Origin of the sequence: Burkholderia sp. LFS061 (assembly GCF_047978125.1) — a bacterium.
In the GTDB taxonomy this organism is placed as follows: domain Bacteria; phylum Pseudomonadota; class Gammaproteobacteria; order Burkholderiales; family Burkholderiaceae; genus Burkholderia; species Burkholderia pyrrocinia_C.
Genome location: NZ_JBFPFS010000013.1, coordinates 70,177 through 86,429, shown reverse-complemented (window position 1 = coordinate 86,429; position 16,253 = coordinate 70,177). Strand labels below are relative to the sequence as shown.

The window sequence follows — 16,253 nt, the reverse complement described above, 5'->3', positions numbered from 1 at the left end:
GCGAGGCCGCGCGCCCGTTTTCTCTCTGCCGCCGGACCCTGCCGCGATGCGCGACGGCTGGCGGCGACGGTCGTCCGAACCCACGTTCCCCGCCGATGGACAAGCTGGATCAGGTCAGAATCTTCCTGCAGGTTGCCGAGATGGGCAGCTTCATCAAGGCCGCGCATGCGCTCGACGTGCCGCGCGCGACCGTGTCGGCGGCCGTCCAGCAGCTCGAGGCGGGGCTCGGCACGCGCCTCTTGCACCGCACGACGCGCCAGGTGCAGTTGACCGCCGACGGCGCGCTGCTGCTCGAACGCGGCCGGCGCCTGCTCGCCGAGGCCGACGAGCTCGATCGACTGTTCCGCCGCCGCGACCGCGACGTGGTCGGGCGGCTGAACGTCGACGTGCCTAGCCGGATCGCGCGCCGCGTGATCGCGCCCGCGCTGCCGTCGCTGTTTCGCCGCTACCCGAAGCTGCAATTGTCGCTCGGCTCGACGGACCGCTCGATCGACCTGGTTCAGGAGGGCGTCGACTGCGCGATCCGCGTCGGGCGGCTCGCGGACAGCAGCCTCGTCGTGCGGCCGCTCGGACAGTTCACGCTGATCAACTGCGCGAGCCCCGACTACCTGCGCGAATGCGGCGTGCCCGAGCATCCGGATGCGCTCGCGCACGGGCACTGGGCGATCGGCTATGCGTCGCCGACGACGGGGCGCGAGCTCGGGTGGGAATACTGCGTGGACGGCGAGCGGCACACGCTGACGCTGCCGAGCCGCGTGATCGTCAACAACGCCGAAACCTATATCGCCGGCTGCATCGCCGGGATGGGGCTGATCCAGATTCCGCGGTTCGACGTCGAGCATCTGCTGGACAGCGGCGCGCTCGTCGACGTGATGCCTGGCCATCGCGCCGAGCCGATGGGTGTGTCGGCCGTGTATCCGCACCGGCGGCACCGGTCGCGCCGGCTCAATGCGTTCGTGGATTGGTTCGGGGAGCTGATGGCGGATGCGTTGACGGGGGCTGCGGCCGGGAAGGGCGCGGAAGGCGATTGATCGGGGCGGCCGGTTTGCGGCGTGCGCCGTCGCGCGTGTTTCAGTCGGCCGGCGCTGCGAACTGCCGGTTGCGCCCGACTTCCCGCACCGCTTCGATCAGCGCCGCGCCGGTGCCGTCCGGCTTCGACGCGAACGCATAAAAACGCGCGGCCGGCAGCGCGGGCAGGCCGTCCTGCGGCCCGCATGCGCGCAGCCCGTCACGCAGCTGGCTGCGCGCCAGCGCGGTGACCGTGAAGCCCGCGAGCGCGGCCGACACGCAGCCGGCCATGCTGCTGCTCTCGAACAGCACGCGAAACGGCCGCAGCGCGGCGGTGAGCGCCGATACGGCGGCTTCCCGATAGACGCACGGTTCCGGAAACAGCGCGAGCGGCATTTCGCCGCCGGCCTCGAGCGTGCGGTCCGACGCGAATGCCCATACGAGCGGTTCTTCCCACAGCAGTTCGCCCGACGCATCGACCTGCCGGCACTGCTTGCCGAACACGACATCGAGCCGGCCGAGCGCCTGCTCGCGCAGCAGCGACGCGGTGATCCCGACCTTCAGCTCGATCGCCATACGCGGATGGCGGTCGCGGAACGTGCGCAGCACGTGAGGCAGCCACGCACCCGCGAAATCCTCCGACGCGCCGACGCGCAGCCGCCCGTGCGCCGGCGCGCCGCGCAGCCTTGCGCGCACTTCGCGCTCCATGTCGACGATGTTGCGCGCATACGCATACAGCGTGTCGCCGGCCGGCGTGAGCGCGATACGGCGCGTCGTGCGCGCGAGCAGCACGGTGCCGGCCGCCTGTTCGAGCCGCTTGATATGGCCGCTGACGGCGGACGGCGTCAGCGCGAGGCGTTCTGCTGCCGGCGCGAACCCGCGGCTGTCGACGACTTCGAGGAAGGTGCGCAGCAGCGCGATGTCGAGCGAGGTCGACGCGGGGTCGGTCAGCGGTTCCATAGATCAATTCAACGCAATATTCGATGAATGAATCATGATACTCCGCGAATCGTGATGAAAGGCCGACCTACCATCGTTTGCTCAAGTTGACCCGACGGAGAACACGATGACTGCCTATGCGTATGCGACGACCGCGTCGCTCGATATCGCCTATCTCGAATGGAACCCGCGCGGCGAACGCGTGGCCGTGCTGCTGCACGGCTGGCCGGACAGCCCGGTCGGCTGGGAGCCTGTGGCGGCGGCGCTTGCCGCGCGCGGCTACCGCGTACTCGCGCCCGCGCTGCGCGGCTTTGCGCCGACGCGCTTTCGCGACGCATCCGTGCCGCGCAGCGGCGAGCTCGCGGCGCTCGGGCGCGACCTGCTCGAATTCGTCGATGTGCTCGGCGTCGAGCGGCCGGTGCTGGTCGGGCACGACTGGGGGGCCCGTGCGGTCGCGAACGCGTGCGGGTTGCGCGACGGCGTCGCATCGCATCTGGTGATGCTGTCGGTCGGGTACGGCACCAACGATCCCGATCAACCGCTGTCGCTGCAGCAGGCGCGCAACTACTGGTATCACTGGTTCATGGCGACGCCGCGCGGCGAGCAGGCGCTGCGCGACGATCGCCGTGCGTTTGCCCGCGTGATGTGGGACACGTGGTCGCCGCCCGGCTGGTATCGCGACAGCGATTTCGATGCGGCCGCCGCCGCGTTCGACGGGCCCGACTGGATCGACGTCGTGCTGCATTCGTACCGGCATCGCTGGGGTTTCGCGCCGGGCGCGCCGGCCTATGCCGACGACAATGCGCGGCTGAATCCGGCGCCCGCGCTGTCGGTGCCGACGCTCGTGCTGCACGGCGGCGCGGACACCTGCAATCATCCGGACAGCTCGGCTGGGCGCGAACGGTTCTTCGCCGGGCGCTACGCGCGGCAGGTGCTGGACGGCGTGGGGCATTTTCCGCAGCGCGAGGCGCCGGCGGCGGTCGCCGACGCGATCCTCGGGTTCTGCGAGCGCGGCTGACGCGCGCCGGCCGGCCCGGCGCGCAGGGGATCAACCGCCGACGCGGGGCGCGAGCAGGTCGGCGAGGCCGATGTTCCGGAACATCTCGCGGCGGATGCGATCGCCGACGCGGAACACTTCCTCCGCGCCGTCCTGCGACGGATCGACGAACACGCGATACGGGCGCTTGCCGGCCGGCGCGGCGACGAGGTCGGCGATCGCCGTCGCGACGGCGCCGGCATCGGCGTCCGTGGGTTCGAGCGCGGCGAGGCCCTGCAGCGCCTGCTCGGCGACGCCCGCGTACGGCCCGCTGTCGTAGGCCGCCTGCACGACGGCATCGGCTGGCTTGCCCGCGTGGACGAAGTGATTCGTGCCCCGGGTGAACGCGCCCGGCACGACGATCGACGTTTCGATGCCCCAGCGGGCGAGCTCGGCCGCATACGACACCGCGAGCGAATCCATCGCGGCCTTCGCGGCGAAGTAGGGCGCGAGGAACGGCGGGGTGCCGCCGCGCGCCGACGAGGACGACACCCACACCAGCAGGCCGCGCCCCTGGCGGCGCAGGTGCGGCAGCGCCGCCCGGTTCACGCGCTGGGTCGACACGACGTTGATGTCATAGAGCTGCGCGAGCTGCTCCGGCGTGAACGCTTCGGCCGGCCCGAACACCATGTGGCCGGCGTTGTGAACGACGACGTCGAGGCGGCCGTGCTCTGCGATCACGCGGCCGATTGCGGCATTGACGGACGCGTCGTCGCCGACGTCGAGTTCGACGGTGCGCAGGTCGACGCCGTGCTCACGCGCATAGGCGGCGACCGCCGCGACGCGCGGCGCGTTGCGGCCGGCGGTTTCGCGCATCGACGCGTAGACCGTATGGCCGGCGCGCGCCAGCGCCTGGGCCGTCAGCAGGCCGAAGCCGCTGGATGCGCCGGTGACGAGGATGACTTCGTTCATGATGGATCTCCTGGCAGCAGGATGGGGCGGGCGTGCCCGGTGCGTCAGCACATGCCGCCGTTGGCGCGCAGGATCTGGCCGTTGACCCATGCGCCGTCGGAGCCGGCGAGGAAGGCGACGACGCGCGCGATGTCGTCGGGCTGGCCGAGCCGCTCGAGCGGATTCAGCTTCGCGAGCCGGTCGATGAGCTCGGGGCTCTTGCCGTCGAGGAACAGCTCGGTCGCGACCGGCCCCGGCGCTACCGCGTTCACGCGGATCCCGCGCCCGCGCATTTCCTGAGCGAGCACCTGCGTGAGGCTTTCGACCGCGGCCTTGCTCGCGACGTACAGGTCGTAAGTCGGCATGCGCATGCCGATCACGCTGGTCGACAGGTTGATGATGCGTCCGCCGTCGCGCACGCGCTTCGCCGCTTCGCGGCAGACGTTGAAGGTGCCCTTCACGTTGATCGCGAGCGTCTCGTCGAGCACCGCATCGTCGAACTCGGCGATCGCGGCGAGCTTCATCACGCCCGCCGAATTGACGACCACGTCGAGTCCGCCGAACGTGTCGCGCGCCGCATCGAACAGCGCGGCCACGCCGGCCGGATCGGCGACGTTCGCCTGCACCGCGACGGCCTGGCCGCCGTCGCCGACGATCGCGTCGACGACTTCGCGCGCCGGCCCGGCACTGCCAGCATAGTTGACGACGACCCGGAAGCCGTCCCGGGCGAGATGGCGGGCGATTTCCGCGCCGATGCCGCGCGACGAACCCGTGACGAGTGCGACCTGTTCAGATGTGCTCATGTCCTGCTCCTTGGTAGGGGATAAGTGCCGTGCGATCCGGCGACAGGACTACTGTAGGCTTCCTCGATTAATAAAAATAATGAATAATAATCAGTGGATGAATGACTAAAAGTAAGTCAATGGCTTTCGACAGCAGGCTGCTCAGCGGCATTGGGGTGCTCTCGGCGGTAATCGAGGCGGGCACGTTCGCGCGCGCCGGCGAGGCGATGGGGTTGACGCAGCCGGCCGTGAGCCGCGCCGTCGCCCGGCTCGAAGAGCGGGTCGGCATTCGAATCTTCAATCGCACCGCGCGGGCGATCACGCTGACCGACGAAGGGCGGCGCTTTTACGAGGCGGTCGCGCCGCTGCTGGCGGGGATCGAGGAGGCCGCGCTCGACGCCGGCCAGTCGAAGGCGCGCGTGCGTGGGCGGCTGCGCGTCAACGTGGACGGCACGTTCGGCCACGCGGTGCTCGCGCCGAGAATGGCGGAATTCCTCGACCGCTTTCCCGAGCTGTCGGTGGAGATCAGCGTGCGGGACCGGATGGGCGACCTCGTCGCCGACGGGTTCGACGTGGCGGTGCGTTTCGGCATTCCGGAGCCGTCGTCATACCGTGCGTGGCTGCTGCTGGAGACGCATGTGCTGACCTGCGCGTCGCCGGCCTATGTCGAGCGTCACGGCGAGCCGCGGCACCCGCGGAATCTCGCGGACGGCCACCGCTGCGTGCTGATTCGCGATCCGGTGACGGGCCGGCCGTACGGATGGGAATTCCATCGCGGCGACGAGGTGGTGGCGTTCGATGCCACCGGGCGGCTGACGGTCAACGATACGGGCGCGCTGCTCGGCGCATGCGTTGGCGGTGAGGGCGTCGCGCAGTTACTGGAACTCTATGCGAGGGACATCCTCGCCGACGGGCGGCTGGTACAGTTGCTGCCGGAATGGGCGGACGAGACATTCCCGCTCTACGCGTATCACCATGCGTCGAATCTCGTTTCCGCAAAGGTGCGCGTGTTTCTCGACTTCGTGCGGGAGCTGACGGGTTGAGGCGATGTGACAGCACACGGTGCGGTCGTGCGGCGGGATTTGCGCACGCGACAATCGGACAAGGTCCCAATTAGCGGGACGGAAGACCATAGTGGGGCATCGAGTGGCGTCAATTACCCATTGCATGAACGCCACTCGCTGCTCTTCAGCTTCCCGCTACCTCAATAGGTAAGATCGGTAAGGATGATGTTTTGCTGGTTCTGGTAGGCAGGGCCGACTCGATTGAATGCGATCAAAACGGGGGCGCCTGTCGTCCGGGCCGCGCATAAAATGGCCACGATGCTGGCATCGATGCTGTCATTCGTCACTTGATACGCGACGCCCTCGGATGCGTCGGTCAACGTTGCGCCGAACTTGTTGACGAAGTTCACTCCCGTGACCGTGACGAAGGCCAGCGACGCCGAGCTATCGCGAGACGCGAATGCCTGGAATCGCGCATCGTTCTTCAATGCTTCTTTGTTCATCGGATTTTCCTTGGATAAGAATGCCACGTGAATTTTGCTGAAGCGAAGTGCTTTCTCGACAGTTAAACCGGGGTCACGATAAAAGCTTGCATCCCGTCGCTTCCGACGACGACATCATTTTCAATGGTGCGGTTCAGGAAGGCGCTCGTCAGGCCGTTGACGATGATCGGAAAACCATTGATGCTCGGGCCGACCTGGGAAAGCCGGGCAGCGGCATGGGCATCCGGGAGCAGCAAAAAAGGATTGCCGGACTCCGGATTGGGAGGGCAGCTGAGATACCGTAGGTCGAAAGCGTTTCCGGGGGAATTCAGCTGCAACGTCACCTTCTCGAATTCGTTACCTGTGACGGGGTTGATGGTATTCCATATCGACGGATTTTCGCTGAACGCCAACCGTCCGTTGCTGTCCACGGACAAATAGAGTGAAGGCGTTCCCGAATATTTGAGGGTAATGGCAGTCATTTCGTGTCCTGAATGGATGTCTTTCTATTGAACGGATCAGGGCGCCGTCGAAGTGACGCCCTGACCGGTCGTCGGCTGGCATCGGGCGTGTAGCGCGCGCCAGTGACGTAATGTCGTGCCGCCGGCTACTTCAGGCTTGCGTGAACATGCCGGTTCCGGAACCCGTGAACTCGCCGTTCGCGCTTACCCACGGTCCCGATACCAGCACGGCCAGCACGCGCGGGCCTTCCAATAGGGTCATGGAAACCGAGCCGGAATTGATCGACAGCGACAACGAAAGCGGAACGCCGATCAGATTCTCCGCATCGGGAACCGTCCCCTGCATATACATGCCGGAAACGTTGATATTCGTTCCACTCCCTGTTGCTTGCCCCACGAACTTCACCCGGATTCCTTGATTGGGCTGCGGGCCTATCGCGGCAACTGACGTACTGATATAGACCGTTTCGTCATTAGGCCCGCAACCGCAGCCGCAACCCTCGAAGCAAAAATAGCCGCAGATATACTGCTGGCATCCGCAGCCACACAACGATTGCGGTTGCACGCTCTGGTCAAAGGCAGTCTTCAGTTCCGGCTTCTTGGCGACCAGTGCTTGCCTGTTCTTGATCGCCACGTCGTAGGCCGCCTGAGATTTCTTTTCGAGTTCGGCAATCTGATCCGGCGTCACATCTTTAAGCGTTTCACTCATTTTGATGCCTCTATGATCTTCGTGTCGCGATGAAGGTATTGCGCCTCGCTCGGTCGGCGGGTTTTTTCGTTTACGGCGCAATACCTCCAGACTGGATGGAAATTGCCGACCTGGCGATCTCGTATGTAAATGTTCTATAGGGTTGTCGCTTCGCTAAAACACGTCCCGGCCACTCGGGAGCGGATCCGAATGGAAATCGATTAAAAACGGAGGTGTATCTGGTTCTATTTATTTCTATGTGGGGTGCCTAAAACATAACGTGATTTGAGTTTATGACTTGGAATCACTTAGGCAAACTGGCAAATCCTACAGGATCATTGTGAATATTCGTTAAATGCGGTTCTGTAGAATATTTAACATTTGGGATTTTGCTGCTCAATAAAACAAAATATACCGAGAATCAAACATTCGGTTTATATGCTCGTGGTAACTGCCATGATAGATGGGGTCGTTGATTGGCTGGGTTATTGGTATTGGGATGTGTTTTTATAAATCCATTGGTTTATATTTTGGTGCAATTCCATGCTTGAAATCGGTATTTGAAATTGTGCGGGCGTGCCGGGTACAGCATGGAATCACGTTATTGCTCGTGCGTTCTTCCCGGGCCAGCATGCGAGTTCGAAGCTTGAGGGGGCGGCGCAGCACGTATTAGCCGGTCGAGCAGGAACGGGAGCAGGCCGGCGAACCCGCTGTTGGCCACTGGACGAAGCGCGAAAAGAAAAAGCCCCGGTCATCACTGACACGGGGCTCTGTTCCGGCAGACTCTTCGGCGCGTCTTGTCGCTCGGAAGATGTTTGCTGCTTCGGTCTTCTACAGCCCTCCGGGGGGAAGGCGCTGCGCAAGTTTTCGATTCTCTTGCGCTTTTCTTCTGGTGCCCAGGGCCGGAATCGAACCGGCACGCCTTGCGGCGGGGGATTTTGAGTCCCCTGCGTCTACCAATTTCACCACCTGGGCTTGTTCCTGGCCGCGCACGCGATTGTGTGCGGCGAAACGCGGATTATGGCGGAAATCCGGATGCCGGGCAAGCTACCCGGTTGCCGACGCGCGAGTTACTGGCTCAGGTAGACGAACCGCCCCTGCTTCACGATCCCCATCACGCTCGCGCGCTGGTCGAGCCCGACATGATCATTGTCGCTGGTGTTGACGACCCCGTTCGGCACGACGAGCTCGTGCGCGCGTTCGAGTTCGCGGCGCAGCGCCGCGCGGAACGCCGGCGTGCCGGGCTGCGCGGTCTTCAGTGCGCGGCCGACCGCGTCGGCGAGGCGCGGGTAGACGCCAGCCGCGTCGCCCGCGAACTGCGTGACCGTGCCTGCGCCGTACTTCGCCTCGTACGCGTCGACGAACGCGAGCGCGGCCTTGCGCGCCGGATGGTCGGCCGGCAGCGTGCGTGCGACGACGACCGGCTGGGTCGGGAACAGCGTTCCGTCGACGTCCTTGCCGCCGAGCTTGATGAATTCCGGCGTCGCGATCCCGTGGGTCTGATAGATCGCGCCCTTGTAGCCGCGCTCGATCAGCGTGCGCTGCGGCAGCACGGCCGGCGTGCCCGAGCCCGCGATCAGGATCGCGTCGGGCTTCGCCGCGATCAGCTTCAGCGCCTGGCCCGTGACGCTCGCATCGGTGCGGTTGAAGCGCTCGGTCGCGACGACGCGGATCTTGCGCAGGTCGGCGAAGCGCGTGAACTCGTTCAGCCAGCTGTCGCCGTAGCTGTCCGCAAAGCCGATAAAGCCGACCGTCTTCACGCCGCGGTTCGACATGGCGCGCGTCATCACGTCGGCCATCGCGCGGTCGCTCTGCGCCATCTTGAACGCCCAGGTCCGCGCGCCTTCCTGCGGCTCGACGATCGCGCCGGAGCCGACCAGCGTGATCATCGGCGTCTGCCCTGCGGCCACCGCGTCGAGCGCCGCGAGCGCGGCCGGCGTGATGTTCGGCCCGACCACGACGTCGACGTGATCCTCGTCGACCAGCTTGCGGATGTTGCGCACCGCGGTGCCAGGGTCGGATGCGTCGTCGAGCACCGTTACCTGCACCGGCTGCCCGGCGATCGTCTTCGGCCACATCAGGATCGCGTTCTTGCTCGTGATGCCGATCGCGGCGGCGGGGCCGGTCGACGACAGGTCGACGCCGACCTTCAGGTCGGCCTGCGCGGCCGCGCAGGCCAGCACGAGGGCGGCGCCGGCGGCGCGGCGCAGCAGGGCGGGAAGCGTCATGCGGGAATCTCCGTCGGGCAGCAAAAAGGGGCGCGATATGCGCCCCTGTATTTATACACGCCGATTTCAGGAAAACGCCGGGCCGCCCCAAGTTTTCCGCCCCGAAGGAAGTCCCCTAGGGGGATGACCGCCTTGGGGGGCCTGGCGCGAAGCGACAGGTCCGGGGGGGCGCTTACAGTTCGTACGATTCGGATTCGCCCTTGAGCGCCTGCTCGATCAGCTTGCGGTTCAGCGTCGGCGACAGCAGTTCGACGAGCGTATACACATAGCTGCGCAGGTAGGCGCCCTGCTTGAGCGCGACGCGCGTCACGTTGCTGCCGAACAGGTGGCCGACCGGGATCAGGCGCAGGTTGCGGTCGCGCTCGGGATTGAACGCGATGTCGGCCATGATGCCGACGCCGAGGCCGAGTTCGACGTAGGTCTTGATCACGTCGGCGTCGATCGCCTCGAGAACGATGTCCGGCGACAGCCCGCGCAGCGCGAACGCCTGGTTGATCTTCTTGCGGCCCGCGAACGCGTCGTCGTACGTGATCAGCGGATATTGCGCGAGATCGTCGAGCGACGGCGGCTTGCGTTCGAGCAGCGGGTGATCGGCCGGCACGACGGCCGCGTGGTGCCACTGGAAGCAGGGCAGCGACACGAGTTCCTTGTAGTCGGAGATTGCCTCGGTCGCGATCGCGAGATCGGCCTGGTCGTGGATCACCATCTCGGCCACCTGCGTCGGGCTGCCCTGCAGGATCGACAGGTGCACCTTCGGGAAGCGCTTCTTGAATTCGGCGATCGCGGCCGGCAGCGAGTAGCGGGCCTGCGTGTGGGTGGCTGCGATGGTCAGGTTGCCCTGGTCCTGCGCGGCGTAATCCTTCCCGACCCTTTTAAGGCTTTCAACCTCCTGCAGGATCCGCTCGACCGATGCGAGGATGATCCTGCCCGGCTCGGTGAGCGAGCGCACGCGCTTGCCGTGCCGCGTGAAGATCTCCACGCCCAGCTCGTCCTCGAGCTCGATGATCGCCTTCGACACCCCCGGCTGCGACGTGTAGAGCGCCTTGGCGGCCTCGGTGAGGTTGAAATTCTGCCGGACGGCCTCGCGCACGAAGCGAAATTGGTGCAGGTTCATTTATAACCCTTCCGCATATCAACAGAATTTTTTAGTCGTTTGAAATATAAGGCGAGTTTATTACGATTCACCGGAGTTTTTCAAATATGGATATCTGTTTTCGTCATTAGCAATCCAGCCGGGCAGCGGAAGGCCGGCGAGGGCGGCGGAACGGAGATTCGGGCGCGACGTGGCTAGGACGTCGCGCGGTCACCACGAAAACCCCTGGGGTCCCCGAATGTATCAGTACGACCAATACGACCAGACGATCGTTGACGAGCGTGTCGCGCAGTACCGCGATCAGGTGCGCCGCCGCTTGTCGGGCGAGTTGAGCGAAGACGAATTCCGTCCGCTGCGTCTGCAGAACGGCCTGTACATGCAGCGCTACGCGTACATGCACCGCATCGCGATTCCGTACGGCAACCTGCGCAGCGACCAGCTCAGGATGCTGGCGCGCATCGCCCGCGAACACGATCGCGGCTACGGCCACTTCTCGACCCGCTCGAACATCCAGTTCAACTGGATCCAGCTCGAAGACACGCCCGAGATCCTCGCGAAGCTCGCGTCGGTGCAAATGCACGGCATCCAGACCTCGGGCAACTGTATCCGCAACATCACGGCGGACCAGTTCGCGGGCGTCGCCCAGGACGAGGAGATCGATCCGCGTCCGTGGTCGGAAATCCTGCGCCAGTGGTCGACGTTCCATCCCGAATTCGCGTGGCTGCCGCGCAAGTTCAAGATCGCGGTGTCGGGCTCGAAGCACGACCGCGCGGCCGTGCAGATCCACGATCTCGGCGTGTACCTGAAGAAGAACGCGCAGGGCGAGGTGGTCGCGAGCATCCTCGCGGGCGGCGGCCTCGGCCGTACGCCGATCATCGGCGCGGTGATCAAGGAAGACCTGCCGTGGCAGCACCTGCTTACCTACTGCGAAGCCGTGCTGCGCGTATACAACCGCTTCGGCCGCCGCGACAACCTGTACAAGGCGCGCATCAAGATTCTCGTGAAGGCGCTGTCGCCCGCGAAGTTCGCGCAGCAGGTCGAGGAAGAGTGGCAGCACCTGAAGGACGGCCCGTCGACGCTCACGCAGGCGGAAGTCGACCGCGTGTCGCAGTATTTCAAGCCGCCCGTCTACGAGAAGCTGGCCGACACCGACGCATCGTTCGAACAGCACCTGCTCGAGAACAAGGCGTTCGCGCGCTGGGTCGAGCGCAACGTCGCGCCGCACAAGGTGTCCGGCTACGCGGCCGTCACGCTGTCGCTGAAGGATCATCGCGTGGCGCCGGGCGACGCGACCGACCAGCAGATGGAACTGGTCGCCGACTGGGCCGACGCATACTCGTTCGGCGAGCTGCGCGTGTCGCACGAGCAGAACCTGATCCTCGCGAACGTGAAGAAGCGCGATCTGTTCGCGGTGTGGGAAAAGGCGAAGGCGGCCGGTTTCGCGACGCCGAACATCGGCCTGCTGACCGACATCATCGCGTGCCCGGGCGGCGATTTCTGCTCGCTCGCGAACGCGAAGTCGATCCCGATCGCGCTGGCGATCCAGCAGCGCTTCGACGATCTCGACTACGTGTACGACCTCGGCGACCTGTCGCTGAACATTTCCGGTTGCATGAATTCGTGCGGCCATCACCACGTCGGCAACATCGGCATCCTTGGCGTCGACAAGGACGGCGCCGAGTGGTACCAGGTGTCGCTCGGCGGCGAGCAGGGCACGGGCCGGAACGGCGCGCGCCTCGGCCGCGTGATCGGGCCGTCGTTCTCGGCGGAAGAAGTGCCGGGCGTGATCGCGAAGCTGATCGACACGTTCGTCGAAGCACGCATCGACGGCGAGCGTTTCGTCGACACGTACGACCGCATCGGCATCGCGCCGTTCAAGGAGCGCGTGTATGCGGCGCGCCAGGCAGTGAACGCGTAACCAACCGGGTACAAGGAATTTGCAGATGGCTTCGATTATCAAAAACCGCGCAGTGATCGACGATGCATGGCAGGTCGTGCGCGTGGCGGAAGACGGTGCGCTGCCCGCGGTCGACGCGTTGCCGGCCGGCAAGGTGCTGGTGCCGTTCGCGTTGTGGCAGGCCGAGCGCGCGGCGCTCGTCGCCGCGAAGACGAAGGACGAACTCGGCGTGTGGCTCGCGCCGGACAGCGAGCCGGCCGATCTCGCGGCCGATTTCGGCGCGATTTCGCTGATTGCCGTCGACTTCCCGCGCTTCGCGGACGGCCGCGGCTACAGCATCGCGCGCCTGCTGCGCGAGCGTTACGGCTGGACGGGCGAGCTGCGCGCGATCGGCGACGTGCTGCGCGACCAGTTGCTGTACATGTCGCGTTGCGGCTTCGACGCATTCGCTGTGCGTGCCGACAGGGACATCCACGACGCGCTGAATGCGTTCACGGAATTCACGCAGCGTTACCAGGGCGCGTTCGACGAGCCGGCGCCGCTGTTCCGCCGCCGCGCCGCCGCGGCCGACGCCAAGGTGGGCGCATGAGTACCGCTACCGCGCTGACGCCGGAACTCGCCGCGAAGGTCGAGCGCCTCGACGCGCTGCTCGCGCAGATCGGCGCACGTCACGAGAAGGTGAAGTTCGCGAGCAGCCTCGCCGCGGAAGACATGCTGCTCACGCACGCGATCCTGTCGAAGGGCGTGTCGATCGGCATCTTCTCGCTGAACACGGGCCGTCTGCACGCTGAAACGCTCGGCATGATCGACCGCGTGCGCGAGCGCTACGGCTACGAGATCGAGCAGTTCCATCCGCAGCAGGATGCGGTCGACCAATACGTCGCCGAGCACGGCCTGAACGCGTTCTACGAGAGCGTCGAGCTGCGCAAGTCGTGCTGCCACATCCGCAAGGTCGAGCCGCTGAACCGCGCGCTGGCCGATGTCGGCGCGTGGGTCACGGGCCAGCGCCGCGAGCAGTCGGTCACGCGCGCGGAGCTGCACGAGGGAGAACAGGACGAAGCGCGCGGGATCGCGAAGTACAACCCGCTCGCCGACTGGACGGAAGCCGACGTGTGGGCGTACCTTGGCGCGTTCGACGTGCCGGTGAACCCGCTGCACGCGCGCGGTTATCCGAGCATCGGCTGCGAGCCGTGTACGCGCGCGATCCGCCCCGGCGAGGACAGCCGCGCGGGCCGCTGGTGGTGGGAGTCGCGCGACACGAAGGAATGCGGGCTGCACATCACGATCACGCCGATTCCCGCGACCGCCGAAGCAGGTGCGGCGCGCTGAAAGCCCGACAAAAAAACTGAATATTGCGCCGCCTGCGACAGCGGGCGACACGAACCCAGAAGAGAAGGACTGAAATCATGAGCACGACGCTCGAGCAATCCGCCTTTGCCCCGGCCACCGGCGGCGACAGCCGCATGGGCCACCTCGACTGGCTCGAAGCCGAGTCGATCCACATCCTGCGCGAACTGGTCGCCGAATGCAGCAAGCCGGCGCTGTTGTTCTCGGGCGGCAAGGATTCGGTCGTCGTGCTGCATCTGGCACTGAAGGCGTTCGGCCTCGGCGCGAACCGCAAGACGACGCTGCCGTTCCCGCTCGTGCACATCGACACGGGCCACAACTACGACGAGGTGATCGATTTCCGCGACCGCCGCGCGCAGGAGCTCGGCGCCGAGCTGATCGTCGGCCACGTCGAGGATTCGATCAAGCGCGGCACGGTCGTGCTGCGCCGCGAAACCGATTCGCGCAACGCCGCGCAGGCCGTCACGCTGCTCGAGACGATCGAGCAGCACGGCTACACCGCGCTGATCGGCGGCGCGCGCCGCGACGAAGAGAAGGCGCGTGCGAAGGAGCGCATCTTCTCGTTCCGCGACGAGTTCGGCCAGTGGGATCCGAAGGCGCAGCGCCCGGAGCTGTGGAGCCTCTTCAACGCACGGCTGCATAAAGGCGAGCACCTGCGCGTGTTCCCGATCTCGAACTGGACCGAGCTCGACGTGTGGCAGTACATCGCGCGCGAGAACCTCGAGCTGCCGTCGATCTATTACGCGCATCAGCGCGAGATCGTGCGCCGCAACGGCCTGCTCGTGCCCGTCACGCCGCTCACGCCGATGCGCGACGGCGAGACGAGCGAAGTCGCCCAGGTGCGCTTTCGCACGGTCGGCGACATCAGCTGCACGTGCCCGGTCGAGAGCGACGCGGACGACGTCGAGAAGATCATCGCCGAGACGGCGGTGACCGAGATCACCGAGCGCGGTGCGACGCGGATGGACGACCAGACCTCCGAAGCCGCGATGGAACAGCGCAAGAAGCAAGGTTATTTCTGAAGCACACGAGGACATTCACATCATGAGCATCATCGAAAATCACGAAGACCTCGGCGTGCTGCGCTTCATCACCGCGGGCAGCGTCGACGACGGCAAGAGCACGCTGATCGGCCGCCTGCTGTACGACAGCAAGGCCGTGCTGTCGGACCAGTTGTCCGCGCTGTCGCGCGCGAAGAACAAGCGCACGGTCGGCGACGAGCTCGACCTCGCGCTGCTGACCGACGGCCTGGAAGCCGAGCGCGAGCAGGGCATCACGATCGACGTCGCATACCGCTACTTCGCGACCGCGAAGCGCAAGTTCATCATCGCCGATACGCCGGGCCACGAGCAGTACACGCGCAACATGGTGACGGGCGCGTCGACCGCGCACGCGGCGATCATCCTGATCGACGCGACGCGCGTGACGGTCGAGAACGGCGTTGCCGAACTGCTGCCGCAAACGAAACGCCACAGCGCGATCGTCAAGCTGCTCGCGCTGCAGCACGTGATCGTCGCGATCAACAAGATGGACCTCGTCGACTACAGCGAGGCGCGCTTCAACGAGATCCGCGACGCGTACGTTTCGCTCGCGAAGCAGCTCGGCCTCGACGACGTGCGCTTCGTGCCGGTGTCGGCGCTGAAGGGCGACAACATCGTCGGCGCGAGCGAGCGCATGCCGTGGTACGCGGGCGAGCCGCTGCTCGACGTGCTCGAGGCGCTGCCGGTCGAGACGCAGGCGCATGATGCGCTGCGCTTCCCGGTGCAGTGGGTCGCGCGCCAGGACGGCAGCTCGGCCGACGATTTCCGCGGCTACATGGGCCGCATCGAGTCGGGTGAAGTGAAGGTTGGCGACGAGATCGTCGTGCTGCCGTCGAACCGCACCGCGACGGTGGCCGAGATCGTCGCACCGGTGCCGGGCGGCACCGCGTCCGTCGCGCAAGCGTTCGCGGGCCAGACGGTGACGATCCGTCTCGAACAGGATGTCGACGTGTCGCGCGGCGACATGTTCGTCACGACCGTCGAGCCGGTCGAGCCGGCCAAGAAGCTCGAGGCCGACCTGTGCTGGTTCGACGAAGCGCCGCTGTCGCCGCAGCGCAAGTACCTGCTGAAGCAGACCACGAGCACGGTGTTCGCGAAGATCGGCGCGGTCAAGCAGGTGCTCGACGTGCATACGCTGTCGCACGCGACCGACCGTCACGAACTGAAGATGAACGACATCGGCCGCGTCGCGCTGACGCTGCAGAAGCCGATCGTCTGCGACACGTACGACGCGCATCCGGGCACGGGCGCGTTCGTGCTGATCGACGAGGCGACGCACCACACGGTCGCCGCAGGCATGATCCGGGCGTTCTCGGCGTAACCACCGGCAAACCGCGCCGCCATGCGGCGGCGCGAG

General features: G+C 65.8%; 16 protein-coding genes and 1 tRNA gene. 8 read left to right on the top strand and 9 right to left on the bottom strand.

Annotated features, from left to right (window positions below; translation table 11 throughout):
• The first annotated feature begins 95 nt into the window (after positions 1–95).
• Positions 96–1,031 (top strand): LysR family transcriptional regulator, encoded by a 936-nt coding sequence (locus ACNQQL_RS14765; RefSeq protein WP_204424205.1) that lies wholly within the window; start codon positions 96–98, stop codon positions 1,029–1,031.
• A gap of 40 nt (positions 1,032–1,071) precedes the next feature.
• Here the strand turns inward: ACNQQL_RS14765 and ACNQQL_RS14760 are convergent, their stop codons facing one another.
• Positions 1,072–1,968 (bottom strand): LysR substrate-binding domain-containing protein, encoded by an 897-nt coding sequence (locus ACNQQL_RS14760; RefSeq protein WP_347064538.1) that lies wholly within the window; start codon positions 1,966–1,968, stop codon positions 1,072–1,074.
• 106 nt (positions 1,969–2,074) lie between these two features.
• Here ACNQQL_RS14760 and ACNQQL_RS14755 point away from each other — a divergent pair, with 106 nt between their 5' ends.
• Complete coding sequence (locus tag ACNQQL_RS14755) at positions 2,075–2,965, top strand: alpha/beta hydrolase (RefSeq protein ID WP_347064537.1); 891 nt, start codon at positions 2,075–2,077, stop codon at positions 2,963–2,965.
• A gap of 30 nt (positions 2,966–2,995) precedes the next feature.
• On the opposite strand, the gene ACNQQL_RS14750 is transcribed toward ACNQQL_RS14755, so the two are convergent.
• Together ACNQQL_RS14750 and ACNQQL_RS14745 are read right to left on the bottom strand one after the other, a co-directional pair.
• The gene (locus ACNQQL_RS14750; RefSeq protein WP_347064536.1) at positions 2,996–3,895 is read right to left on the bottom strand and encodes an SDR family oxidoreductase; all 900 of its coding nucleotides are present in this window, start codon (positions 3,893–3,895) and stop codon (positions 2,996–2,998) included.
• 44 nt (positions 3,896–3,939) lie between these two features.
• The gene (locus ACNQQL_RS14745) at positions 3,940–4,677 is read right to left on the bottom strand and encodes an SDR family oxidoreductase (RefSeq protein WP_347064535.1); all 738 of its coding nucleotides are present in this window, start codon (positions 4,675–4,677) and stop codon (positions 3,940–3,942) included.
• A 119-nt stretch (positions 4,678–4,796) separates the two neighbouring features.
• On the opposite strand from ACNQQL_RS14745, the gene ACNQQL_RS14740 reads away from it, so the two are divergent.
• Positions 4,797–5,699, top strand: coding sequence for a LysR family transcriptional regulator (locus ACNQQL_RS14740; protein ID WP_347064534.1), 903 nt, complete (start codon positions 4,797–4,799; stop codon positions 5,697–5,699).
• A gap of 161 nt (positions 5,700–5,860) precedes the next feature.
• On the opposite strand, the gene ACNQQL_RS14735 is transcribed toward ACNQQL_RS14740, so the two are convergent.
• The 6 genes from ACNQQL_RS14735 to ACNQQL_RS14710 all read right to left on the bottom strand — a co-directional run bounded on the left by ACNQQL_RS14735 (position 5,861) and on the right by ACNQQL_RS14710 (position 10,633).
• The gene (locus tag ACNQQL_RS14735) at positions 5,861–6,163 is read right to left on the bottom strand and encodes a hypothetical protein (protein ID WP_175660279.1); all 303 of its coding nucleotides are present in this window, start codon (positions 6,161–6,163) and stop codon (positions 5,861–5,863) included.
• Between the two features lie 62 nt (positions 6,164–6,225).
• On the bottom strand, positions 6,226–6,624 hold the full coding sequence (locus ACNQQL_RS14730; protein WP_347064533.1) for a hypothetical protein: 399 nt from the start codon (positions 6,622–6,624) through the stop codon (positions 6,226–6,228).
• A gap of 130 nt (positions 6,625–6,754) precedes the next feature.
• Positions 6,755–7,312: a hypothetical protein gene (locus ACNQQL_RS14725; protein WP_175660277.1), complete on the bottom strand. Its 558-nt coding sequence runs from the start codon at positions 7,310–7,312 to the stop codon at positions 6,755–6,757.
• An 869-nt stretch (positions 7,313–8,181) separates the two neighbouring features.
• Positions 8,182–8,266: transfer RNA gene (locus ACNQQL_RS14720), tRNA-Leu, on the bottom strand.
• 95 nt (positions 8,267–8,361) lie between these two features.
• On the bottom strand, positions 8,362–9,519 hold the full coding sequence (locus ACNQQL_RS14715; protein WP_347064532.1) for an ABC transporter substrate-binding protein: 1,158 nt from the start codon (positions 9,517–9,519) through the stop codon (positions 8,362–8,364).
• A gap of 172 nt (positions 9,520–9,691) precedes the next feature.
• A complete protein-coding gene (locus ACNQQL_RS14710; RefSeq protein WP_034178788.1) occupies positions 9,692–10,633 on the bottom strand; it encodes a CysB family HTH-type transcriptional regulator in 942 nt (313 codons plus the stop codon).
• Between the two features lie 217 nt (positions 10,634–10,850).
• Here ACNQQL_RS14710 and ACNQQL_RS14705 point away from each other — a divergent pair, with 217 nt between their 5' ends.
• The 5 genes from ACNQQL_RS14705 (at position 10,851) to ACNQQL_RS14685 (ending at position 16,217) form a co-directional block, all read left to right on the top strand.
• Positions 10,851–12,530 carry a nitrite/sulfite reductase gene (locus ACNQQL_RS14705; protein WP_347064531.1) on the top strand — a complete coding sequence of 560 codons (1,680 nt, stop codon included), beginning with the start codon at positions 10,851–10,853 and terminating at the stop codon, positions 12,528–12,530.
• Between the two features lie 25 nt (positions 12,531–12,555).
• A complete protein-coding gene (locus ACNQQL_RS14700) occupies positions 12,556–13,098 on the top strand; it encodes a DUF934 domain-containing protein (protein WP_347064530.1) in 543 nt (180 codons plus the stop codon).
• A complete protein-coding gene (locus ACNQQL_RS14695; protein WP_347064529.1) occupies positions 13,095–13,838 on the top strand; it encodes a phosphoadenylyl-sulfate reductase in 744 nt (247 codons plus the stop codon). The genes ACNQQL_RS14700 and ACNQQL_RS14695 overlap by 4 nt, the downstream gene beginning before the upstream one ends.
• A 77-nt stretch (positions 13,839–13,915) precedes the next feature.
• Positions 13,916–14,878 (top strand): sulfate adenylyltransferase subunit CysD, encoded by a 963-nt coding sequence (gene cysD, locus ACNQQL_RS14690; RefSeq protein WP_072443575.1) that lies wholly within the window; start codon positions 13,916–13,918, stop codon positions 14,876–14,878.
• Positions 14,879–14,900: 22 nt separating this feature from the next.
• A complete protein-coding gene (locus ACNQQL_RS14685) occupies positions 14,901–16,217 on the top strand; it encodes a sulfate adenylyltransferase subunit 1 (RefSeq protein WP_204424179.1) in 1,317 nt (438 codons plus the stop codon).
• Positions 16,218–16,253 lie beyond the last annotated feature (36 nt).